Annotated in this window: 22 protein-coding genes; 5 read left to right on the forward strand and 17 right to left on the reverse strand. The window is 72.3% G+C overall.

Annotated features, from left to right (window positions below; translation table 11 throughout):
• Positions 1-435: 435 nt before the first annotated feature.
• Positions 436-1,074, reverse strand: coding sequence for a DoxX family protein (locus F603_RS0113145; protein ID WP_019546467.1), 639 nt, complete (start codon positions 1,072-1,074; stop codon positions 436-438).
• 269 nt (positions 1,075-1,343) lie between these two features.
• Between F603_RS0113145 and F603_RS0113150 the strand changes: the two genes are divergently transcribed.
• Positions 1,344-2,111: an SDR family NAD(P)-dependent oxidoreductase gene (locus F603_RS0113150; protein WP_019546468.1), complete on the forward strand. Its 768-nt coding sequence runs from the start codon at positions 1,344-1,346 to the stop codon at positions 2,109-2,111.
• A 71-nt stretch (positions 2,112-2,182) separates the two neighbouring features.
• On the opposite strand, the gene F603_RS0113155 is transcribed toward F603_RS0113150, so the two are convergent.
• A complete protein-coding gene (locus F603_RS0113155) occupies positions 2,183-2,716 on the reverse strand; it encodes a DUF5709 domain-containing protein (protein ID WP_019546469.1) in 534 nt (177 codons plus the stop codon).
• Between the two features lie 52 nt (positions 2,717-2,768).
• A complete protein-coding gene (locus F603_RS0113160) occupies positions 2,769-3,905 on the reverse strand; it encodes a baeRF3 domain-containing protein (protein WP_026328380.1) in 1,137 nt (378 codons plus the stop codon).
• Between the two features lie 241 nt (positions 3,906-4,146).
• Here F603_RS0113160 and F603_RS0113165 point away from each other — a divergent pair, with 241 nt between their 5' ends.
• Positions 4,147-4,416, forward strand: coding sequence for a type B 50S ribosomal protein L31 (locus F603_RS0113165; RefSeq protein WP_019546471.1), 270 nt, complete (start codon positions 4,147-4,149; stop codon positions 4,414-4,416).
• Positions 4,413-4,604, forward strand: a complete 192-nt coding sequence (locus tag F603_RS0113170) for a hypothetical protein (RefSeq protein WP_016909441.1) — start codon at positions 4,413-4,415, stop codon at positions 4,602-4,604. The genes F603_RS0113165 and F603_RS0113170 overlap by 4 nt, the downstream gene beginning before the upstream one ends.
• Before the next feature lie 77 nt (positions 4,605-4,681).
• Here F603_RS0113170 and F603_RS0113175 read toward each other — a convergent pair whose 3' ends face one another.
• Positions 4,682-5,644 (reverse strand): ArsR/SmtB family transcription factor, encoded by a 963-nt coding sequence (locus F603_RS0113175; RefSeq protein ID WP_019546472.1) that lies wholly within the window; start codon positions 5,642-5,644, stop codon positions 4,682-4,684.
• Positions 5,645-5,711: 67 nt separating this feature from the next.
• Here F603_RS0113175 and F603_RS0113180 point away from each other — a divergent pair, with 67 nt between their 5' ends.
• Entirely contained in the window at positions 5,712-6,887 is a 1,176-nt protein-coding gene (locus F603_RS0113180) for an MFS transporter (RefSeq protein WP_019546473.1), read from the forward strand.
• A gap of 6 nt (positions 6,888-6,893) precedes the next feature.
• Here F603_RS0113180 and F603_RS0113185 read toward each other — a convergent pair whose 3' ends face one another.
• A complete protein-coding gene (locus F603_RS0113185; protein ID WP_019546474.1) occupies positions 6,894-7,544 on the reverse strand; it encodes an NAD(P)-dependent oxidoreductase in 651 nt (216 codons plus the stop codon).
• Between the two features lie 243 nt (positions 7,545-7,787).
• Between F603_RS0113185 and F603_RS0113190 the strand changes: the two genes are divergently transcribed.
• The gene (locus tag F603_RS0113190; RefSeq protein ID WP_019546475.1) at positions 7,788-8,927 is read left to right on the forward strand and encodes a cation diffusion facilitator family transporter; all 1,140 of its coding nucleotides are present in this window, start codon (positions 7,788-7,790) and stop codon (positions 8,925-8,927) included.
• 57 nt (positions 8,928-8,984) lie between these two features.
• Here the strand turns inward: F603_RS0113190 and F603_RS0113195 are convergent, their stop codons facing one another.
• The 12 genes from F603_RS0113195 to F603_RS0113250 all read right to left on the reverse strand — a co-directional run bounded on the left by F603_RS0113195 (position 8,985) and on the right by F603_RS0113250 (position 20,921).
• Positions 8,985-10,151 (reverse strand): lytic transglycosylase domain-containing protein, encoded by a 1,167-nt coding sequence (locus F603_RS0113195; protein WP_019546476.1) that lies wholly within the window; start codon positions 10,149-10,151, stop codon positions 8,985-8,987.
• A gap of 91 nt (positions 10,152-10,242) precedes the next feature.
• On the reverse strand, positions 10,243-10,992 hold the full coding sequence (locus F603_RS0113200; protein ID WP_019546477.1) for a hypothetical protein: 750 nt from the start codon (positions 10,990-10,992) through the stop codon (positions 10,243-10,245).
• A gap of 9 nt (positions 10,993-11,001) precedes the next feature.
• Entirely contained in the window at positions 11,002-11,589 is a 588-nt protein-coding gene (locus F603_RS0113205) for a hypothetical protein (RefSeq protein ID WP_051096205.1), read from the reverse strand.
• Between the two features lie 46 nt (positions 11,590-11,635).
• Positions 11,636-12,244, reverse strand: a complete 609-nt coding sequence (locus F603_RS0113210; RefSeq protein WP_019546479.1) for a nuclear transport factor 2 family protein — start codon at positions 12,242-12,244, stop codon at positions 11,636-11,638.
• Entirely contained in the window at positions 12,241-12,774 is a 534-nt protein-coding gene (locus F603_RS0113215) for a hypothetical protein (RefSeq protein WP_019546480.1), read from the reverse strand. The genes F603_RS0113210 and F603_RS0113215 overlap by 4 nt, the downstream gene beginning before the upstream one ends.
• Before the next feature lie 17 nt (positions 12,775-12,791).
• On the reverse strand, positions 12,792-14,051 hold the full coding sequence (locus F603_RS0113220) for an MCE family protein (RefSeq protein ID WP_019546481.1): 1,260 nt from the start codon (positions 14,049-14,051) through the stop codon (positions 12,792-12,794).
• On the reverse strand, positions 14,051-15,301 hold the full coding sequence (locus tag F603_RS0113225; protein ID WP_026328382.1) for an MCE family protein: 1,251 nt from the start codon (positions 15,299-15,301) through the stop codon (positions 14,051-14,053). Before F603_RS0113225 ends, F603_RS0113220 begins: the two co-directional genes overlap by 1 nt.
• Positions 15,298-16,611: an MCE family protein gene (locus tag F603_RS0113230; protein ID WP_019546483.1), complete on the reverse strand. Its 1,314-nt coding sequence runs from the start codon at positions 16,609-16,611 to the stop codon at positions 15,298-15,300. The genes F603_RS0113225 and F603_RS0113230 overlap by 4 nt, the downstream gene beginning before the upstream one ends.
• Positions 16,611-17,666, reverse strand: a complete 1,056-nt coding sequence (locus F603_RS0113235) for an MCE family protein (RefSeq protein WP_019546484.1) — start codon at positions 17,664-17,666, stop codon at positions 16,611-16,613. Before F603_RS0113235 ends, F603_RS0113230 begins: the two co-directional genes overlap by 1 nt.
• Entirely contained in the window at positions 17,654-18,685 is a 1,032-nt protein-coding gene (locus F603_RS0113240; protein ID WP_019546485.1) for an MCE family protein, read from the reverse strand. Before F603_RS0113240 ends, F603_RS0113235 begins: the two co-directional genes overlap by 13 nt.
• Complete coding sequence (locus F603_RS0113245) at positions 18,682-20,037, reverse strand: MCE family protein (RefSeq protein WP_245600764.1); 1,356 nt, start codon at positions 20,035-20,037, stop codon at positions 18,682-18,684. The genes F603_RS0113240 and F603_RS0113245 overlap by 4 nt, the downstream gene beginning before the upstream one ends.
• A complete protein-coding gene (locus F603_RS0113250) occupies positions 20,034-20,921 on the reverse strand; it encodes an MlaE family ABC transporter permease (RefSeq protein ID WP_019546487.1) in 888 nt (295 codons plus the stop codon). The genes F603_RS0113245 and F603_RS0113250 overlap by 4 nt, the downstream gene beginning before the upstream one ends.
• Between the last annotated feature and the right edge of the window lies 1 nt (position 20,922).

Below are 20,922 nucleotides of genomic sequence, written 5' to 3' on the forward strand. Positions count from 1 at the left end.
TGCCTCCTCGTCGGTGGGGACGATCCGGCGGGCGGCGCTGGCCGACGGCATGCTGCAACCATCCAGCCTAACGGAGGCCCGCCCCCGGGCCGCATTACGCCCGACGCCTTGCAGCCGGTGTCACTGACCGGCAACTCTGCGCAATCGTTGCGGAGTTGGACTGAGCCGGTGCGGTGGCATTCGCATTGCTACACAGCGCATCCACTCATGCGCTTAGAGGGACTGCCCGTACTGATCCTGGGTTCGGGGCTCGGGGCACAACGAGAACGCGCCCGAAAGCATCCGGCGCCGTGGCCCTGCGCCAACTCCCCGACCACCGGTGGGTTTACAGGCACCAATCACCGAACTCCCGCGCTCGGAAACGGACTTGCCACGCAGACGCACACACCGGCAGCGCAGGGGGAGCACAGTCCGCAGCCACACCAGCACCGTCGATCACCGCGAGGAGCGAACACGCCCACCTCGACTCTGCGACCGCCCCTTGACCCCACGGCACCGGTTCTTCAGCCAACCTGCCTTCGCCGCAGACGCGTTGGCCCACCCGGACTCACCCGGGCCGCGCTGCGAGGCACGGGGCCCTCCGCCCGACGGATGCGCAGTGGGCCGGGACCGCCCGCCGGCGCCGTGGTGCCGGGGGCAGTGCGCGGCGCCGCCGCCGTGCGCGGTGTGGCGGTGCGTGTGACGCGGTGTGCCGGCGACGGCGAGCAGGCCGCCGAGGACGGCCGCGTTCTTGCCGAACTGGGTTCGGTGGCCGCTGCGCGCCTCGGCCTCGTCGTGCTGCCACCAGGCGTGGCCCGCGTAGGTCGTCGGGACGAGGGAGGCGGCGAGCACCAGCGCAGAGACGCGGGGCAGCCGGCCGACCGAGAGTGAGGCCCCCGCGAGGAGCTGCACGGCTGCGTTGGCCCGCACCAGCAGGACATCGTCGTCGGGGAGGAACGGCAAATACCCGCGGAGCTGCTCCAGCGTCCCCTTGGCGAGGTCGGCACGCGGTTCGGGGTTCCGCAGGGTGTCGATCCCGCTGCTGAGGAAGAGCGAGCCGAGCATCGGGCGGGCGGCGATCTGGAGGAGTCTCATCTCTACCTCTGTCTGGCTCGGTGACGCGTGAGACCGGTGGCGCAGGACGGGCGCGCGACGCCGCGCACGGGGAGGCGCCGGCGCCCGCAACAGGGCACCCCTCTGTGCCTACCCCTTGCTCCCCGCCCGACGGCTGCGGGGCCGGGCTGCTTCACCCGGTCGGCGCCCGAGCTGGTGCACGCGCCCGCGCACGCGGCGAGCGTGAGTGCGGGCCGCACGCACGCCGCGGCCCGTTCCGAGAGGCGCTGCCGGAAGGTCGTGAGGGACACGTGAGCATCACCGACTACCGCACGGAGTTCGACGGCAAGACCGCCCTCATCACCGGCGCCGCCTCGGGGATCGGACTGGCGATCACGCGCCGGCTCGCGGCGGGAGGCGCCGCGGTCGTCCTCGCCGACTACAACGAGGAGGGCGCGGCCGACGCCGCGGCCGAACTCCAGAACTCCGGTACGCGCGCCGCCTCCGTCTTCGTCGACGTGACGGACGCGGCCTCCACCTCGGCGGCGGTCAGGTTCGCGGCCGACGCCTTCGGCGGCCTCAACCTGGCCGTCAACAACGCGGGCGTGGCCGGCCCCTCCCAGCCGACGGGCGCCTACGACACCGACGCATGGAGCCAGGTCATCGCCGTGAACCTCACGGGTGTCTTCCACTCGCTCCGCTTCGAACTGCCGATCCTCGCCGACGAAGGCGGCGGCGCCGTCGTCAACCTGTCCTCCGTCCTCGGCGTCAACGGATTCGCCGGCTCCCCCGCCTGCGTCGCGGCGAACCACGGCGTGATCGGCCTCACCAAGACGGCGGCCCTCGAGTACGCGCCGCAGGGCGTCCGCGTCAACGCTCTCGGACCCGGCTTCGTCGACACCCCGCTCCTCGGCCGCATCGACCTCACGGAGCGCGAGGAGCTGATCTCGCGGCACCCGCAGGGCCGTCTCGGCACCCCCGAGGAGATGGCCGAGGTCGCGGCCTTCCTCCTCAGCGATCGGGCCTCGTTCGTCGAGGGGAGCTTCCACCTCGTCGACGGGGGCTACTCGGCGCAGTGACGGGCGGGCGACACGCCGAAGCCGCGGCCGACGGCGGGCGTCGGACGGTGCCGGCCGCGGGCGGGGCGCGGTCAACGGTCGAGGTCGGCGTCGTCGGAGAGCCCCTCGGCTTCCTCCCAGTCCCGGATGTCGGTGGTCCGCGGCGGCTTCTCGTCCTCGTCCTTGAGGACGTGGACGGCGGCCTCCTCCGCGCCGGCGGCACCGGCGTCGACGCCCTCGTCCCAGGCGAGTTGCTCGGGGTCGTCGACGGGGTGCGTTCCCTCGTCGCCTGCGAGGAGGCGGCCGGACCTCGGTCCCGGACCGCCTTCCCATCTGTCGTCGACCGGTTCGGGGTCGTCGACCTCGCCCGTCGGTGCGGCCTCGGAGCCCGGCTCCGGCTGCTCCTCGGCGAGGAGCTCGTCGTGGGTCTCGCCTTCGCGCTGCTCCTCGACGGTGTTGCCGTAGCGCTCGCCTCTCGACCAGCGGTCCGACGGCAGGATGCCCGCGTCGAGCGGGTCCGGCTCCAGTTCGTCGGCGTCGAACTCGTCCGAGTCGAGGGCCTCCGACTTCTCCAGGTCCGCATCGACGGCGAACTCCGGCTGTGCTTCCTCGTTCGGGTCGGTCATCTCGCTGCCCCTTTCGGTACGGGGGGTCGCGCGCCCCACGGTGCCGCGCTGGTCAGGCCGCTGTCCAGGAGTACCGGACGACGCCTGCGATGCGCCCGTGCTCGGCGAGGGTGCCCTCGGGTACGAAGAAGACTTCGGCGTCGGTGGAGAGCGCCGTCTCCACCGTCTCGTCGACGATGTCGTCGACGAGGCCCTCTTCCAGGCCGGCGGCGCGGGCCTCCTCGTCGGAGACCGGCCGGAGGTGGCCCTCCTCGATGCGGACGGTCTCGCGGTAGCTCTCCTCGACGACGAGGAGGCTCAACCGCGCCTCGTGGGCGCTCGTCCAGACCTCGTCGAGGCCCGCGGCGAAGGTGCGGTTGCCGCGTGCGCTGCCGAGCCGCTCCAGGGCGTACGCCGTGCGGCGCTCGTCGAGTTCGGCGAGCGCCGGCTCCAGCGCAGCGGCGAGGACATGGCCGGGCGCGTCCGCGAGCCCGCCCTTCGCGAGGACGGCGTCGGCGGAACGGGCGTGGTGCGCGCCGACGTCCTCCAGCGCGCTGAGGCCCTGGCGCAACGCCACGAGGCAGAGCCGCCGCGGCTCTGCCTCCAGCAACCGACCGAGCGCTGCGTCGACGGCGCGGAGGTACTGGAGGACCGCCTCCTGCCGGTAGCCGGAGGGCGCCACGGTCTCGCGCGCCGTCAGCTCGACGCCCTCCTCGATCGGCGCCTCGACCGGGAAGCCGTCCCGCCGCACCTCGGTGACCTGCAAGTCGCTGCCGCTCCAGAGGTGGGCGCGACGCTCGTCGAAGCACAAGACCCAGTAGCGGCTCGCCTGGACGGTGGCCGCGACGAGGTTGCGGGTGAGGAAGGTCTCCCCGACGACGACGCGCTCGCCCGCCGACCGCGGCAGGTACCAGACCTGGTGCTCGCCCTGCGCGGCGAAGAGCACGAGGGTGTCGAGCGCGTGGACGTGGTCGACCTCCTCCTCGGCCAGTTCGAGTTGGGCCATGACGTCCGCGCGGACGTCCTCGGCGACGTGCGCGTCGTCGTGGAGCCGCTTGGCGACGCCCGCGACGAGGTTCCGCACGCGCACCGGGTCCTGCTGGTTGTCGGGCCGGGTGCGGTGCGTCGGCACCACGAGGGTGACCGCCGGGTAGGGGCGGGGCTCCCGGAGCGCGGCGAGCACGGCGTCGGAGAGGTCGGTGGTACGCATCCATGCCTCGTTCTCGAAGGGGACGGGCCGCCCTCTCAGGATCACGCCGCTCCGGGGCGTGCGCACGTCGGAGTGGGCGCGGGCGCGGGCGTCCGCGGATGCCGGGGCGCGGGCGCCGACGTAGCCTGAAGTCGCCCGGCGCGTACGCCGATGCGTGCGCCGGGCGGAATTGCTGCCGAGAGCCGCGGGCGGCCTCACACGAGGGCAGCGCCGAGCGCCTGCGGCGGACAGGGAGCGAGTCGTGAAGCCAGACAGCCATCCCGACTACCACCCCGTGGTCTTCCGCGACCAGGCGGCGGGCTACGCCTTCCTGACCCGGTCGACGGCCACCAGCGACCAGACCATCGAGTGGGACGACGGCGGCACCTACCCTGTCGTCGACGTGGAGATCTCCTCGGAGAGCCACCCCTTCTACACCGGCAGGGCGAGGGTGGTCGACACCCAGGGGCAGGTCGCCAAGTTCCAGCGCAGGTACGGCAGTTCCGCACAGGAGGGTCAGGAGAACTCATGAGCGACACCGAAGGGGAGCCCGAGCTCCCGAGCTCGGACGAGGTCCTCCACGCGGCCCCCAGCAGCGACCCGACCCCCGAGGACGTCGTCCTCGCCTCTGGGCGCGACATGACGCCCGAGAACCTGGAGTGGGCACGCAAGCGGCTCGCCGAAGAGGGGCGGGCAGCGCTCGACAAGGAGCTTCCGTAGGGCGAACCGAACAGCAGACGGGACCAGTTGAGGACCCGGCCCCGGCATCGGGCGAGATGCAGGACGCACCCCCTGCCTCACGTCCCGGACGAAGCCGACACCAGGGCCTCCCCGGCCTCCGTGCGCACGTACAGCACCGAGCGGCCCGCACGCGCCCGGGAGACGAGACCGGCGTCGAGGAGGACGCGCAGGTGTCGTCCGACGGAGCCGAGTCCGTGGCCGGTGAGTGCGACGAGGCGGGTCGTGGACTTGGGGGTGGCGAGCAGGTCGAGCACGACGGCGCGCCCCCGGCCGAGCAGACGCCCCAGGGCGTCCGGCGGTCCGGGCGCATCGTCGTCCGCGAGGGCTCCGGCGCAGGGGTAGACGACCGCGTAACTGCTGTCGCGCCAGCAGAACCAGCCGGTCGCCACGGTGACGGGTACGAACGCCAGCCCCACCGCGTCGAGTTGGCGGGGCGGATACGGGCGCGTGTTGATGTGGAGCCGGCCTCCGCCCAGCCAACGCATACCGGGCTTGAGGTCGTCGAGGGCCGCGGCCCAACCACCCTGCGAGAGACGTTCGGTGCGTGAAAGGACGTCGGCCTCGAGCACGCGGCGTCTGCGTGGCCAGTACGGCAGGACGGCGGTGCGCCAGACCCAGGTGAGCAACTCGGCGGCGCGCACCGGGAGATCGTCACGGTGCAGGTGTGTCGGGAGGGGCCGGCCCAGTGCGTGGGCGAGGTCGCGGCGTGCCTCGTCGGGCGGGGTGTCCGCAACGGCGGCCACCTCTTGGGCGAAGGAGGCCCCAGGCGCGGGCACCGGGGTGAGGAACTCCGCGTTCCAGCGGGGCGCGAAGCCGGTGCGCACCAGGGCCGCGCTCGTCGGGTCGGCTGTCAACTTGCGTCGGTATGCCGGGAGATGGGCGGCGAGCCACTCCCGTTCGCCGCGGTGGGACCCGGTGCCGTTGTGGAGCAGTTTGAGGCTCGCCGTTGCCTCGGCGAGCGGCGAGAGGACGAAGCGTCCACCTGCCAGGGTGTCGGCACCGAGCTGCCACCAACCCATCGTGCCCCCTTTCGCGTGCCCGCGAAAGAATACGGCGGCACGGCTCCGTCCGCGGAGGCTGCTCGGCATGGACACCTACCGACAGCTCCTGCGCACACCGGAGTTCACGCCGCTTTTCGCGGCGACCCTCGCCCAGAACACGGCACTCGTGGTGAGCGGGTTGGCGCTCGGTACGCGCGTCTTCGCCACCACCGGATCGCCGATGCTCTCGGCGCTGGCGATGTTCGGGCCCTCGCTCGCCCAACTTTTCGGCGCGGCCACGCTGCTGTCGGCGGCGGACCGGCTGCCACCGCGCGCCGCGCTGTGCGGGCTGGCCCTCGTCTTCGCCGTGGGAACGGCCTCGCAGGCGATGCCCGGTCTGCCTCTGTGGGGCTCCTTCGGGCTGCTCGCCGTCCTCGGCGCATGCGGTTCCCTCGGCGGAGGCGTCCGCTACGGGCTCCTCAACGAACTGCTGCCGCAGGGCAGTTACCTTCTCGGCCGCTCGCTCCTCGCGCTGAGCGACGGGGCGACGCAGATCTGCGGATTCGCCGCGGGCGGCGTACTGCTGGCGGTGCTCTCTCCGCAGGGCGTACTGCTCACCGGAGCCGGCCTGTACGCACTCTCCGCGGTCACCGCTCGCCTGGGACTGGCACGGAGGATCGCCCGCGCCACCGGGCGGCCCTCACCCCTCGCGATCTGGCGCGCCAACCGGCTGCTGTGGTCCGCGAGTTCGCGCCGGCACGTCTACCTGGCCCTCTGGGTGCCACCCGGCCTCGTTGTCGGCTGCGAGTCCCTCTACGTGCCGTATGCGCCTCGCTACGCCGGATTCCTCTTCGCCTGCGGGGCGTTGGGGATGCTCTGCGGCGACCTCGCGGTGGCGCGGTTGGTGCCGACGCGCTGCAAGCAGCGACTCGTCGTACCGCTGTGCCTCCTGCTTGCCCTGCCCTACCTGGTGTTCGCCGCGCGTCCGCCGCTCGTCTGGGCGGCTGCCGCCGTCCTGGTCGCGACCGCGGGGTACGGTGCGGGGCTGCTGCTCCAGGAGCGCCTGGTGGGGCTGGCGCCGCGGGAGTTGAGCGGGCATGCGCTGGGGCTGCACTCCTCGGGGATGCTCACGGCGCAGGGGGTCTTCGCCGCGCTCGCCGGTCTCCTCGCGGAGGGGACGTCGCCGGCTGCCGCCATGGCGGTCCTCGCCGGTGTCTCGGCCGGGACGACGCTGCTCCTGGCGCCCGGGCTGCGTCGCGCCGTGCCGCAGCCGCCGGCGTGATGCCCCTCAGTACGCGGCCGTGAAGCGCTCCTGAGGGTGGCGCGGCTCCTCGAACTCGTCGACGAGGGCGACGGCGTAGTCCTCGGCGGAGATCCGGCTGGTGCCGCCCGTGTCGCTGACCAGGTCGTCGAGGCCGGTGCGGTAGCGGCCGGTGCGGTCGCCCGGTGCGATCTCCGCCGCGGGGCTGAAGTTCGTCCAGCGGACGTCGTCGACGGTGCGGAGGTACTCCAGCGCGTCCCCGTGCGCGTGCATGATCTGCCGGACGGCGTCGGGGAGTCCCGGCGCGTCCCACACGCGCGTCCCGTCCGGGGTGCGCAGCGAGCCGGCGCCGCCGACCACGATCAGCCTCGGCGCACGCGTCCCGAGCCTGCGCAACCCTTCGACGAGCGAGACGACGGACGGCCTGATCAACGCGCGGTGGCCCGGCCCGTCCCCGCCACCGACCGCGCTCACCACGGCGTCCTCGCCCTCTGCGGCGCGCACCACCGACTCCTCGGAGAGCACGTCCCCCGTGACGACGGTCAGCCGCCGATGCGCCTCGTGGAACCGCGAGGGGTCCCGCACGACGGCGGTCACCCGATGGCCGCGGTCGAGCGCCTCCCGGACGACCCTGCTGCCGATGGTCCCGTTGGCGCCGAAAACGGCGAGCTTCCCCATGGCTGATCCCTGCTCCCTGACTCGGCCTCTGCTGTCCGCCGCGGCACGTGGCCGCCTGCGCCCTCAGGCTCGCAGAGCCGTTCGCCGACGGCACCCCGACGTGGCAGCGCCGTATCGGTGTTGACAACCGTCACCGATGCAACCTTTGCACCGCGTGGACCGAGTGCGCTTCACTGCCTTTGAGGGCAGCCTGCTGGCAGACGACGCGCACCGCGGGTGTGCGACAGCGGACGGAGGGACGCAGTGCACGCAGGAGACGACGAGGAGCACGGCACCGGCACCGGCCGACCGGTCGGCGACGGAGCGCACCGGGACGCGCGGGCGCACGCCGGACCCTCGGCAGAGCACTCGTCGGACTCGGCGCACGCGGGCCACTCACACGCCCTCTCCCCCTCGGCCGATGCCGGATGGCTCACCGCCGCGCTCGTCCTCATCTGCGGCTTCATCTGCGTCGAATCGGTGATCGCCTTCACCGCCGGCTCGCTGGCGCTCCTCTCGGACGCCGCGCACATGCTCACCGACGCCTTCTCGATCGTCCTGGCACTCGTGGCGATGCGCCTCGCCGCGCGGCCGGCCCGGGGCGGCTACACGTACGGGCTGAAGCGGGCCGAGATCCTCTCTGCGCAGGCCAACGGGCTCACGCTGCTCCTCGCTGCGGTGTGGCTCGGCTACGAAGCGGTGCGCAGGCTCTTCCAACCGCCCGAGGTGACCGGCTGGTTGGTGCTGGTGACGGCGCTCGCGGGCGTCGTCGTCAACCTCGCCGCGACCTGGTGCCTCGCCAGGGCCAACCGCGCCTCGCTCAACGTCGAGGGCGCCTACCAGCACATCCTCAACGACCTGTACGCCTTCGTCGGCACCGCGGTCGCCGGGCTTGTCATCCTCACCACCGGCTTCGTCAGGGCCGACGCCATCGCCACGCTCGTCGTCGTCGGACTCATGGTCAAGGCCGGCTACGGGCTGCTCCGCGACTCCGCCCGCATCTTCCTCGAAGCGGCGCCGAAGGGGCTCGACCCGGACGCGATCGGCGACCGGCTCGCCTCCACGCCCGGCGTCACCGAGGTGCACGACCTGCACGTCTGGACGATCACCTCGGGGCAACCCGCGCTCTCCGCGCACGTGCTCGTCGAGCCGCGGGGCGACTGCCATCGGGTCAGGCGCCACCTCGACCGGCTCCTCGCCGAGGAGTACGCGCTCACGCACACCACGCTCCAGGTCGACCACGCGCCGGCGCACGGCAGCACGGCGGCGCGCTCGATGCGGCCCGGCGGCTGCGTCGAGCGCACCGCCGTACCCGCAGGACCCGCGACGGCGGCCGACGCCCTCGGCCTCCACTGCCCGGAGCCGCACGGGCCCGTGCACCGGGCGGGGCCCCACCCGCACTGATCCGCCTCGGCGAATCCCCCGTGGATACCGCGCAGTCGGGTGCTGCGACGGTACGCGTCAGGGCTCCGGCGTCTCCTCCGGCGGAGACGGCTCGCCGCTCTCGCACGGCTCGTCGGTTCCGGCAGGGAGCGTCGATGGCCCGTCCGAGGGCGGCGGTTCGCTCGGGGAGGGCGACTCCGTCTCGCACTCCGGGGGCTCGGTCGGCGACGGCTCGCCCGGCTCGGACGGGTCCGGCTTCGAGGGCGAGGGGCCAGGCGAGGGCTCGGAGCCCCCAGGCGTGGAACCGCCGCCCGGCCTCGGGCCGATCTCGATGCCGCCGCCCTCGTCCTTGCCGCCCTTGCGGGCGTCCTTCCTCTCCTCGTGCGCGGACCGGGGTTCCTTGCCGCCCGCGCCCGACGTGCTGGGCAGCGCTCCCTTGCCGTCGGGCACGGCATGCGCACCGCCGCGGTAGAACTCGAACCAGGAGAGCACGGTGCGCAGGTAGTCGCGCGAGTGGTTGTAGCTGAGGACCGCCCGCTCGAGGTCGGCCTTGACGGCGAGGTCGCGCTCCCCCGCGCACAGGTAGTGGCCGGCGGCGAGAGCGGCGTCGAAGATGTTGTGCGGGTCCTTGCGCCCGTCGCCGTTGCCGTCGGCTCCCCATGCCGCCCATGTGGACGGTATGAACTGCATCGGCCCGACGGCGCGGTCGAAGGTGCGGTCGCCGTCGTAGCGGCCGCTGTCGGTGTCCGTTATCCGCGCGAAGCCGTCGCCGTCGAGGACGGGACCGAGGATCGGTCTGCGAGTGGTGCCTTCGGCGGTGACGTCGCCGCCGCGCGCCTGCCCCGACTCCACCCGGCCGATGGCGGCGAGGAGTTCCCACGGCAGCCGGCACCGCGGCGCTGTGCGCCCGACGGAGCGCTCCGCCTTGCGGTACGCCGCGAGCACGGTCGCCGGGATGCCGGACTGCTCCCTGACGCGTTCGACGGCGCCGCGGCTCGGCGGTCCAGGCGACAACGGGGAGCGGAGCGGCGGGAGTTCGGTGTGGTAGACGTCGTCGGACGGAGCGTTGTCCGGGATCGTCCAGGACTCGTCCGGTCCCTCGTCGCGGGGTGTGCCCTGGCCCGTGGAGGCGGAGCCCGGCGCCTGCGACGCGGTGAGAGCGGCGACCGCGACGACCGCGAGCGCGGTGCCCGCCGTGCCCCGGCGGATGCGTGCGCCGTAGCGGCGCCGGCCGAGCAGACTCATTGCGTTGCCTCCTGGTTCGTCGTCCGGCGGAGCGCGCTCCGCCCTCGGGGTGTCGTCGGCGGTGCTCCCGCGGCTTTGGCCGACTTGCGCGCTAGTCGAAGGTGTCGATGCGGTTGATCCGCCAGGACGCGCCGGTACGGATGGCTTCGACCGCGAGCATGGCGCCCGCGTACGCCGAACCGTCTTCCGCAGCCGTCGAGTTGGCCTTGCCCGCTGCACCTGTGCGGGTGCTGCGCTGGTCGGCGAAGACGAGGACGCGGGCGCGGTCCCTGCCGTCCGCCGAGCTGATCCGCTCGACGGCCGCGTCGGTGACGGTCGTGGTGAGGACGAGTTTCTGCTTCTCGCCCTGCTTCCTGAGCCCGTCGAGGAGCCGTGCGTGCTGGGCCACGGCGGGGCCCGTCAGCAGGTGGCCGGCCGCGTCGCGGTTCTTCTGCGGTGCCGTGTGGTCGTACGAGAAGAGGGCGTTGACGGCCTCCGTCACCTTGCCCTTCACCTCGCTGGTGCGGGCGGTGTCGGTGAGCGCGCTGTTGCGGACCGCCTCGGTGCCGCGCAGCTCGCCCGCGCGTGCGCCGGCCCAGCCGGCGAACGCGCCGAGGAGGACGGTGAGGAGCACCAGCGCGGCGAGTACCCGGTTGCGGTGCCGTCGGGCGCGTGCGGGGTCCGGCTGCGCGCGCTGTTCGGCGTCCTCGCGGTCAACCTGCTTCGGTGCGTGGGGAGTTCGGCGGGCGGAGGGGCGGGGTCCCGGCGGGCTCTCCTCGGGCGGGTTCTCGGCGGTGTCCGGTTCCGCCGTGCGGGCGGCGAGGCGGCGCTGCCGGTTGAGGAGGTGGCGTGTGGTCGACATCGGGTCTCCTCAGTCCTCGCCCTGGTCCTGACGGGAAGCGCCGGGCCCGCTTTCGCCTGCCGAGTCGCCCACGGGGACCTGCGCGAGGGCGCTGAGCTTCCAGCCGCCCGAGGTGCGGCTCAGCTCGCACCGCATCCGGGTGTCCTTGGTGGTCGGCTTCTGCTTCGGCGCGTTGACAGTGGTGCGCACGGCGACGACAGCCCCGGCTCGGCCCGCACGCTCGTCGAGTTCGTAGAGGGCCGCGGAGAGGACCTCGGCACTGGTGACGGTCTTCGCCGCCTTCACCTGTCTCTCGAACTCACCCCGCCCGTCCGCCAGTTGTTTGCGCAGCTCCCCGGTCGTCGACTGCTGCCAGGTGGACAACCCGTGTGCGACGTTGCGGTGGTCGAGGGTGTTGAGGTTCTGCACCCCTTGCTCGGCGGCCGACAGGGCACGGTCGCGGCTCTCGCCGTACGCGCGTGCTCCGTCGTCGGCCGCTGCGTGCCAGCTCCAGCCGCCCCACGCGGCGAAGCAGAGCGCCGCCACCAGCAGCGCCACCGCGGCGGCGAGCACCGGGTCCTTCGACGGGCGCACCAGCGCGCGCACCCTTTCTCTCATCGATCCGCTCCTCCTCTGCCGTTCGCCCCTGGGGCGCTCCGCGTGCTCATCTCGCCGCGAGGCGCACGATCCGCCACTCACCGCCCCGCCGCTCGGCCGTCACAGCCAACTGGGCCGCGGCGGTGGAGGGTTGGTCCCCGTCGCGGGTGCTCGTCTGGTCGAGGAAGACGAGCAGCCGTGCGCGGTGGTCGTCGAGGCTGACGACGCCGGTGTGCACCACTCGCGTCGTCAGCGTCAGCTTCTGCTCGGTGACGCGTTTCCGCAGTTGCCCGTAGAGGCGCCGGTACTGCGTCGCCGCCTCGCCGCGCAGCAGGCGTCTGGCGTCGAGTTCCGTGGCGCGGACGCCGTCGGGGGTGTACGAGAAGACCTTGGCGAGAGCGTCGCCCACCTCGCCCGAGACCTCCTCGGTGGCCTCCCGGTCGGTGAGGGCGTGGTTCTGCGCGGACTCGTCCGAGGTGAGGCGGTACGCGCCGAAGAGCATGAGGCCGCCGGCCAGGACGGCGACCGCGAGCGCCGCCGCGAGCACTACCCGACTTGCCGCCAACCGGCCCCGTAGTTGGAGGCATTGGTTGCGGCCGGCGTCCGCGGCCGGGTTCGCTTCGGTCTTCGCCGTGTGTGCGGCAGGGGTGTCCGCGTCCCGGGTCGAGGTGGTCACGAGTCGTCCTTCCCGCCCTCGGCCGGCACGGCGCCGACCGCGCGCAGCTTCCATCCGTCGTCCGTGCGCTCCAGTCCCGCGGTGAGGCGCTTGCGGTCGGTGGTCGGGGCGCCGCCGCGCTCGCTGACGCGGATGTGCACCGTGGCGATGAGCTCGGCGGTGCCGGCGCGGGTGTCGAGTCGGACGACGGCGGCGTCCGTGACCTTCGCCCGGGCCGTCGTGCCCGCCTTGGCGAGCGTGGCGGCGTCGCTCCTTCCGGTGCGCCGCAGTTCGTCGCGGAGCGGGCCCGTCGACGCGGCACGCCAGCGCGCCAGGCCGTCCTCGATCCGGCCGCTGCGCACCGAGTTGAGCGTCTCCAGGTGCCGCTTGCCGCTGTCGAGGACGGTGTCACGCGCCGCCGCGTACGCGAGGTCCTCGTCGGTCTCGGCCTGCCACAACTGCCACCCGGAGAAGGCGAGGAAGAGCGCAGCGGCAGCCGCCGCGCCCCAGCTCGCCCACCTGCCGAGCACGTGCTCGGGTACGTCCACCACCGCGTGCTCCTCTCCGCTCACCGCCCGCCTCCGATGTCCAACAGGTCCCGCATGCCGTGCGGTTGGGGGCTTTCCGTGCCGGGGAGTCCGAGGGCGCCCGGCAGCGCACCCTTGCCTCCCGCGTCCTTGCCGAGGCGGAGCGAGCCGGGTTTCGCCGGGCTGGGGAGCGGCCCGCCGGTGGGGACGTTGGCGGAGCCGCGGACGTTCTTGCCCGTGCTCGGCGAAGAGGCGCACCGTGCCTCCGTGTTGGTCGGCCCCGACGAGGTGTCGAGACCGTTGCGGTAGCGGGTACCGCCGTAGCCGTCGGTGCACGGCAGCGGATCGAAGAAGGTGACCGCCATGCCGAACTCGGCCCCTCTGCCCGTGATCGCGGTGGAGCCGACGGCCGCCGCCTGCGGCAGCCGCACCAGCAGCTCCTCGATGCCGTGCTGCCGTGTGACCGCGAGCTCCGACGTGGTCGTGAGGTTGGCGAGCAGGACGCCGAGGCTCGGGTCGACGTCCTCCAGCAGGCCGCTGAGCTGGGTGGCGGCGCCAGGTGTCTCGGCGATGAGACGCCTGAGGTCCGTGTCGGAGCTCTTCATCCGCCCGGCCAGCTCCTCGGCGCCGCGCGCGAACGCCCGTAGTGCCTCGCCCTCCTCGTTCTGGGTGCGCAGCACCGTCTGGCCGTCGACCAACAGGCGTTGCGTCGCGGGGAAGTTGGCGTCCGCCGCGTCGATGAACTCGGCCCCCGAGTCGAGGAGGACGTCGAGGTCGTCGCCGCGGTTGTGGAAGAGCGTGCCCAACTCGTCGACGACGGTGCGGAGCGACTCCAGCGGCACCGAGGAGGTGAGGCGATCGAGACTGGTGAGCACCTTCGTCGGAGGGGCGGGGACGCCGGTGTCGGCGCGCTCGATCACGGCGCCCTGCCCGAGGTAGGGACCGCCGGCTTTCCTGGGTTGGAGGTCGATGTACTGCTCGCCGACGGCGGAGAGCCCTGCGACCTGCGCCTTGAGGTCGGAGGGTATCCGCGGTGCCGACTCCTCGATCTCCAACGCCGCCTCGACGCCGTGCGCCGTCAGGTCGACGGCGCCCACGCGCCCGACGGAGACACCGCGGTAGGTGACGTTGGCGTGCTCGAAGAGGCCGCCGGTGCGGGCGAGTTGAACGCGCACGGTGTAGCTGTCCCGAAAGCCGACGAGGTGGCCGACGTCGGCGTAGCGCACGCCGATGAAGGCGAGGACCACGACGGCGAGGAGGACGAAGACGAGGTTCTTGACGAGCGTGGCCTTGGTGACCATCAGCCCTCCCCCTTCTGGCGCCGCTGGGACGTGTGGTCATCGGGTTGCCGTGAACTCCCGCTCTCTACAGCGGAGTTGGCGGGCTTCCGCGCGCCTGCGTCCGCGACGGGCGGAAGCGCGACGGGTGGCAGGGCACCGGAGGCGGCCGCAGCGGGGTCGGTGAGGACGGGCGGTACCGGCGTCTCCTCGACCGGGGGCACGATCTGGGTGCCGGGGACCGCGGTCATGTCGAGGTAGACGTTGAGGTAGTCGCCCTTGACGCCGCGCAGGACCTCGTCCGTGAAGGGGTAGGTGAAGAGCACCTGGAGGGAGTCGGGCAGGTCGCGGCCGGCGTCGGCGAGGTCGCGGAGCGCGGGGGCGAGCGCGCGCAGGTCCGCGACCAAGTCGTCCTTGGTCTTCTCGACGGTCTCCACCGCGACGTCCGAGAGGTCGTCGAGGGAGCCGAGCATCCGCATGAGCTGCCCGCGCTGCTTGGAGAGGACCTCGATGCCGGGACTGAGCCCCGTGAGCGTCGTGCCGATCTGCTTGCGGCGCGAAGACAGCGTCGAGGAGAGGCGGTTGACGCCGTCGAGCGCGTCGGTGATGTCCTTGCGGTGGCCGTCGAGATTCTTCACCAGCTTCTCGACGCGGCGGAGCATCGAGCGGGCTTCCTGCTCGTTGCCGGAGAGCGCCTTGTTCAACTCCTTGGTGATCGTCTTGAGCTGGCTGACGCCGCCGCCGTTGAGGAGCATCGAAAGCGCGCCGAGTACCTCCTCGACCTCCGGGTTGCGGTTGGTGCGACTCAGCGGGATGTCGACGCCGCCGCCGGGCTCTTGGGCTCCCTCGGCGAAGGCGGCCGGGGTCCGCTCGGGCCGCCGCTTCGGCGGTGCGACGAGCTGCACGTACTTCTCGCCGAGGAGTGAGGACTGCTCGATCCGCGCGTACGGGGCCTCCGGCAGTCGCACCTCCCCGTTGACGCGCATGGTGACACGGGCCGTCCAACCGTCCTCCGCCAGCCGGACTTTGGCGACCCGTCCCACGGAGACGTCGTTGAACTTCACCGCGGACTGCGGCACCAGGCTGAGCACGTCGCGGAACTCGGCTGTGATCTCGACCGGTTGGCCGCCGAGGTCGGCACCGCCCGGCAGCGGAAGCTCCTCGATCCCGGATATCCGCGGCATGTCGACCCCGACGGCGACGAACGCGAACCCTGCCGCGACCGCCAGCACCACCGCGGCGCCCGCGGCTCCGCGTGCACGGGTGCGTCTCATCGGCCGGCCCCCTTGCCCTGCTCGCCCGGCCCTGTGCCGTAGACCTCGCCGACCTCGGGGAGGGGCAGGGCCGGCAGCGCGCTGCGCCGCTCGGAGGTGACGGGTTCCAGCCCCGCCGTCCCGGCCGCTGCCTCCCGGGAGCCGGAGGGGGCGGGCGAACTCCCGCCCGTGCTCAGCTCGTTGAGATTGGCCCTGTTGTCGATGGTGCGGGTGTTCGGGTTGTACGCCCGGACGAGGTTGGACGCCGCGTTGGGCGCGGTGTCGAGCGCCTCGGCGAGGGAGGCGCGTTGGTCGACGAGTGTCCGGGTGAGCGTTGCGAGCTTGTCGACGTTCTTCTTGAGCTCGCCACGGTTGTTGCGGATGAACGTCTTGACCTCGCCGAGCGCCGTCGAGAGCCGCTCCAGCGCCTGCCCGAGGTTCTCCTTGTCGTCGGCGAGGAAGGTGCTGACGTCCGCGAGTTGGCGCTCGGCGCGGCGTACGCGTGTGTCGTTCTTTTTGAGCATCGCGGTGAAGGAGCCGAGGTGGTCGACCGTTTCGAAGAAGTCGTCGCTGCTTCCCCTGAGGGTTTTCGCGGCCTTGCCGAACTGCTCGACGGATGCGCCGATCGCCTCGCCGTTGCCGTCGAGGTTGCGCGCGCCGACGTCGAGGAGGTCGGAGAGAGCGCCGTTCTCGTTGGCGCCCTCGGGGCCCAAAGCGTCGCCGAGTTCGGTGACGGACGCGTAGAGCTCGTCGACTTCGACCGGGGTGGCGTTGGCCGATGCAGGGAGCTGGGCGCCTGGGCGGAGCTTGGGGCCGCCCTCGTAGGCGGGGGTGAGCTGGACGTAGCGGTCGGAGACGAGGCTCGGGGCGATGACGACGGCGCGTGCGTCGGCGGGCAGGTCGATACCCGTGTCGAGCCGCAGGGTGACTTGGACCCGTCTCCCCCGGGGTTCGACTGACTCGACCCGTCCGGCGTCGACGCCGAGTATGCGCAGGTCCGACCCCTCGTAGACGCCGACAGCCCGGTCGAACCAGGCGGAGACGCGCATCCCCTCGCCGCTTGAGGCGAGACGCACACCCGCGGTCGTACCGGCGGCGACGACGACCACGGCGACGCCGATCGCCGGAAGGCGCCGGCGCCAGCGACCCGGCGGGCGCGGGGTGGCGGCGCCGGACGGCGCGCGTGGCCTGGGGGCGCGGCGCACGGTGCTGTGCGAGGCACGGCGCAGCCGGAAGCGGAGCGCCCCCACCGTGCGACGCGCGCCGGCGCGGACCCATCCCCCGGTTCGTGCGGAATCGCGGCCGTCCGCAGGGGGGTTGTGCGTGGCCATCAGCTTGCGCCTCCCGGTTTCGGCGGCATGCAGCCGCGGCTCGGCGGGGTGTTCGGCGGTAGGTACTTCTTCGGCACCACGCCGCACAGATAGCTGTCGAACCAGCGGCCGTTGCCGAGCGTGTTCCCGACCAGCCGGTAGTAGGGGCCGACGACGGCGAGGGTGCGGTCGAGGTGTTTGCGGTTCTTCAGCAGTACCGTCGTGACGCGGTCCAGGGAGCGGAGCGTCGGCGAGAGCTGCCGCTCGTTGTCGCGGACGAGGCCACGCAGCTCGGTACCGAGGTCGCGGGTGCCGGTGAAGAGGGCGTGGATGGCGTTGCGCCGTGCACGTACCTCGGCGAGGAGCAGGTTGCCGTCTTTCAGCAGGCTCTCGAACTGCTTGCGCTGCCCCTTCAACGTCTTCGTCAACTTCTTGCTTCCGCGCAGGAGTTCGCCCAGTTCTGCGTCGCGTTTGGAGATCGACCTGGAGAGCGCGGAGAGTCCGGTCGCGGCGGTACGCACGTCGCCGGGTGTGTCCCGGAAGCTGTCGGAGACGGCTTTGAAGCTCTCCGCCAGCTTGTCCGTGTCGATCTCCCCGAGGGTCTCGCCGAGCCCGGTGAACGCTTCGGTGACGTCGTAGGGCGAGGTGGTCCGCGAGGCCGGGATCGGTGCGCCCGGCTCCTGGGCGCCGTCGCCGAGCGGATCGACGGCCAGGTACTTCTCTCCCAGGAGCGTCTTGATACTGATCGCTGCCGTGCTGGCGTCACCGATCCAGACGTCCTTCACCCGGAAGTCGACCCGCACCTTGCCGCCGGCGAGCGCGACGCCCGTCACCTTCCCGACCTTCACACCGGCCACGCGGACCTCGTTCCCGTCGCGCAGCCCCGCGGCCTCGGAGAAGTCGGCGTGGTACGTCGTGCCGCCGCCGATGCCGGGGAGGTCCTCGGCCCGGTAGGCGACGGCTGCGACGAGGGCGAGGAGCAGCAGGCCGACGAGGCCGACGCCGAGAGGGTTGCGCTCGCGGATCGGCGTCAAGTGGGGGCGCTTGAGGCGCAGTCGGCGGGTCACGACCGGCACCTCGGCTCCGAGATCTCGATACCGGTCGGCGGTCGGCTGCCGTCGTAGGTGGAGACGCCGTGTATGCGGGCCTCGCACAGGTACGTGTTGAACCAGGAGCCGTAGGACGAGACGCGCGTGAGCGCGGTCATCTTCTCGGGGGTCCGCCGGAGGAACTGCTCGATCTGCGGCGCTCCGTCGTCCAACTGGTCGGCCGCGCGTCCGAGTTGGTCGATGCTGCGCTTCAAGGGCGCTCTTCCGTCCTGTAGCAGGTCCGCGGTGGTCGTCGTGAGGCCGGACATCGCGCTCACCGCCCGTCCCAGCGGCTTGCGGTCCTGGGAGAAGCCGGCGACCAGCTCTTCCAGGCTGCCGACGAGTCGGTTGAAGCCCTGCTCCCGCTTGTTGACCGTCTTCAGTACGCGGTTGAGGTTCCCGATGAGGCTGCCGATCACCTCGTCCTTCTCAGCGAGCGTGGTGGTGAGCGACCCGACGCGGGAGACGAGGCTACTGACCGTCGCACCCTCGCCCTGGAGCACCTGGACGATCTCACCGGCGAGTTGGTTGGTGTCCTTCGGCGACAGCCCCTCGAAGAGCGGTTTGAAGCCGTTGAAGAGTTGGGTGAGGTCGAGCGCGGGCGTGGTGCGCTCCAGCGGGATCGTCGCGCCACGCGGGAGTGAGGCGCCGACGGCGCCCGTACCGCGCTCCAGCGCGACGTACCGCTGCCCCACCATGTTCAGGTACTTGATCGAGGCTCCGGCCGAGGACGGCAGTCGGCGTCCCCGCTCGACGCTGAACTCCACTTCCGCCACCCGTCGTTGGGCCACTCTGATCGACTCGACCTGTCCGACCTTCACGCCGGCGATGCGCACGCTGTCGCCCTCGACGAGCCCCGTCGTGTCGGCGAAGCGGGCCCGGTAGGTGTCGCTCTCGCCGACACCGCCGTTGGTGATGCTGAACGCGAGGGCCGCCGTGGCGAGCGCGGTGACCAGGACGAAGACGAGCGACTTCAGCAGCGGCCCGGCGAGGCTGGCGCGGTTCACTTCAGCGTCACCTCCGTGCCGCGCAGCGCGGGACCGGTGAGCACGCTCGACCAGTCGGGCAACCCCCGCGGTTCTTCTTTGAGTTCAGGTGCGAGGAGCTCGTTGACGAGCCGGTTCTCCTGCTCGGAGTTGGGTGTGCCGAGGCCGCCTTCGCCGTCGGCGATCGTCGCGCCGGGGCCGGCGCCGGAGGAGTGCGCGGCTCGCGGGATCGTGCCCTTGCCGAGGTAGGGCACGGAATAGCAGCGGGGGCCGCCGCCCGTGCCGTAGGCCGGCGCGTCGTGGCCGGGGCGGTACTTGCCGCGCGAGGGTGTGGTCGTGACGTGCACGTGCAGTCCCGGTTGGTCGGTGCCCTTGCCGAGCGCCTTGTCCATCGCCGGCACGAAGCGCGCCAGGGTCTGCAACGTGCAGGGGAAGGACGGCGCGTACTCGGCGAGCGTCCGCAGCGTCGGCTTGGACGCGGCGGTGAGGCGGATGAGGTTGTCCTGGTTCGCGCGGAGAAAGGAGGTGGTTTCGCGTGCCGAGCGCGTGGTCGTGCCGTAGAGGCCGGAGAGGTCGCGCTCCTTGTCGGCGAGGGTGCCGCTCGTCGTCGCGAAGTCCTCGAGCGCTCGGAGGATGTCGGGGGCCGCCTCGCTGTAGAGGTGGCTGACCTTCACCAGCTCCTTGATGTTCCGGTTGAGCGCGGGGAGTTGGGGGTTGAGCTTGGCGAGGTACCCGTCCAGGGTGACGAGGGTCTCCCCCAGCTTCTCGCCGCGGCCCTCCAGCGCACCCGAGACGGCGGAGAGGGTGGCCGAGAGATCCGCCGGCTGCACCGCCGTGAGCGTGGGGAGGAGGTTGTCGAGGACCTGCTCGAGCTCGATGGCGTTGCGGCTGCGGTCCTGGGGGATCGTGGCACCGGGCCGCAAGGGCTGCGCCGACGGCTCGGCGGGCGGTACGAGCGCCACGTATCGCTGGCCGAAGACGGTGGTGGGGAGCATCTGCGCCGTCACATCCGACGGGATGTGCGCCAACCGGTCCTTCTCGATGCGCAGGTGCAGCTCGGCGCCGCCGCCGTCGCCGGCCACCGCCACCTCGCGCACCTCGCCGACGACGACGCCGCGCACCTTCACCTCGGCCCTTTCGTGCATCTCGTTCCCGACGCTGCCGGTGCGGACGGTGACCTCCTCGTCGTCGCTGAACTGCTTGTCGTAGACGGCGACGGCGAGCCAGATCAGCAGCGCGGGCACGACGAGGAAGACGACGCCGGCGAGCCGCCGCCGCACTGTTCGCAGGCGCTCCGGCGTGCGCGGGCGCGCGGGGGCAGCCGGGCGCTTCGGGGGGCTCGGCGGGGCCGGGGGCATGGCTTGCGTCGTCATCCGGCCACCTTCACCGTCGTCGTCGCGCCCCAGATGGCGAGGCTGAGGAAGAAGTCCGTGACGCTGATCAGCACGATTGCGTTGCGCACCGAGCGGCCGACGGCCACGCCCACGCCTGCGGGACCGCCGGAGGCGCGGAAGCCGTAGTAGCAGTGAGTGACGATCACCATCACGCTGAAGAGGAAGACCTTGAGGAAGGAGAGGAGCACGTCCTCAGGGGCGAGGAAGAGGCCGAAGTAGTGGTCGTAGGTCCCCGCCGACTGGTCGTTGTAGAAGACCGTGATGAACCGCGAGGAGACGTAGCTGCTGAGGAGGCCGATGCCGTAGAGCGGGATGATGCCGACGACCCCTGCGATGATCCGCGTCGTCACCAGGTACGGCATCGAGCGGATGCCCATCGACTCCAGCGCGTCGATCTCCTCGTTGATGCGCATCGCGCCGAGCTGCGCCGTGAAGCCGGCGCCGAGCGTCGCGGAGAGCGCCAACCCGGCGACGAGCGGGGCGATTTCGCGGGTGTTGAAGTACGCGGAGATGAACCCGGTGAACGCCTCGGTACCGATCTGGTTGAGCGCCGCGTACCCCTGGAGGCCGACAACGGCCCCCGTGAAGAGCGTCATCGCGACCATCACGCCGACCGTCCCCCCGATGACGCCCAACCCGCCGCTTCCGAACGCGACTTCGGCGAGCAGCCGCTGCACCTCCTTGAGGTACCTGCGGACGGTGCGCGGCACCCAGCGCAACGCGCTGAGCCAGAAGAGCAGTTGGTCGCCAGGAGCGTCGAGCCAGCCGAAGAGGCGGCGGCTGGTGCGACTCTCCTCCGCGGTGGCAGGGGTGTTCTCACGCCCGGGCTCGGGGGCGGAGTTCTCGTGGTCGAGGAGCGCCATC

The sequence above is a fragment of the Streptomyces sulphureus DSM 40104 genome (assembly GCF_000381025.1).
GTDB lineage: Bacteria > Actinomycetota > Actinomycetes > Streptomycetales > Streptomycetaceae > Streptomyces > Streptomyces sulphureus.

Bases quoted from the DNA above. Each gene is read 5' to 3' on its own strand.
- F603_RS0113145 (WP_019546467.1), bottom strand. From the start codon at position 1,074: ATGAGACTCCTCCAGATCGCCGCCCGCCCGATGCTCGGCTCGCTCTTC.
- F603_RS0113155 (WP_019546469.1), bottom strand. From the start codon at position 2,716: ATGACCGACCCGAACGAGGAAGCACAGCCGGAGTTCGCCGTCGATGCG.
- F603_RS0113160 (WP_026328380.1), bottom strand. From the start codon at position 3,905: ATGCGTACCACCGACCTCTCCGACGCCGTGCTCGCCGCGCTCCGGGAG.
- F603_RS0113170 (WP_016909441.1), top strand. From the start codon at position 4,413: ATGAGCGACACCGAAGGGGAGCCCGAGCTCCCGAGCTCGGACGAGGTC.
- F603_RS0113175 (WP_019546472.1), bottom strand. From the start codon at position 5,644: ATGGGTTGGTGGCAGCTCGGTGCCGACACCCTGGCAGGTGGACGCTTC.
- F603_RS0113180 (WP_019546473.1), top strand. From the start codon at position 5,712: ATGGACACCTACCGACAGCTCCTGCGCACACCGGAGTTCACGCCGCTT.
- F603_RS0113185 (WP_019546474.1), bottom strand. From the start codon at position 7,544: ATGGGGAAGCTCGCCGTTTTCGGCGCCAACGGGACCATCGGCAGCAGG.
- F603_RS0113195 (WP_019546476.1), bottom strand. From the start codon at position 10,151: ATGAGTCTGCTCGGCCGGCGCCGCTACGGCGCACGCATCCGCCGGGGC.
- F603_RS0113200 (WP_019546477.1), bottom strand. From the start codon at position 10,992: ATGTCGACCACACGCCACCTCCTCAACCGGCAGCGCCGCCTCGCCGCC.
- F603_RS0113205 (WP_051096205.1), bottom strand. From the start codon at position 11,589: ATGAGAGAAAGGGTGCGCGCGCTGGTGCGCCCGTCGAAGGACCCGGTG.
- F603_RS0113220 (WP_019546481.1), bottom strand. From the start codon at position 14,051: ATGGTCACCAAGGCCACGCTCGTCAAGAACCTCGTCTTCGTCCTCCTC.
- F603_RS0113225 (WP_026328382.1), bottom strand. From the start codon at position 15,301: ATGAGACGCACCCGTGCACGCGGAGCCGCGGGCGCCGCGGTGGTGCTG.
- F603_RS0113230 (WP_019546483.1), bottom strand. From the start codon at position 16,611: ATGGCCACGCACAACCCCCCTGCGGACGGCCGCGATTCCGCACGAACC.
- F603_RS0113245 (WP_245600764.1), bottom strand. From the start codon at position 20,037: ATGACGACGCAAGCCATGCCCCCGGCCCCGCCGAGCCCCCCGAAGCGC.
- F603_RS0113250 (WP_019546487.1), bottom strand. From the start codon at position 20,921: ATGGCGCTCCTCGACCACGAGAACTCCGCCCCCGAGCCCGGGCGTGAG.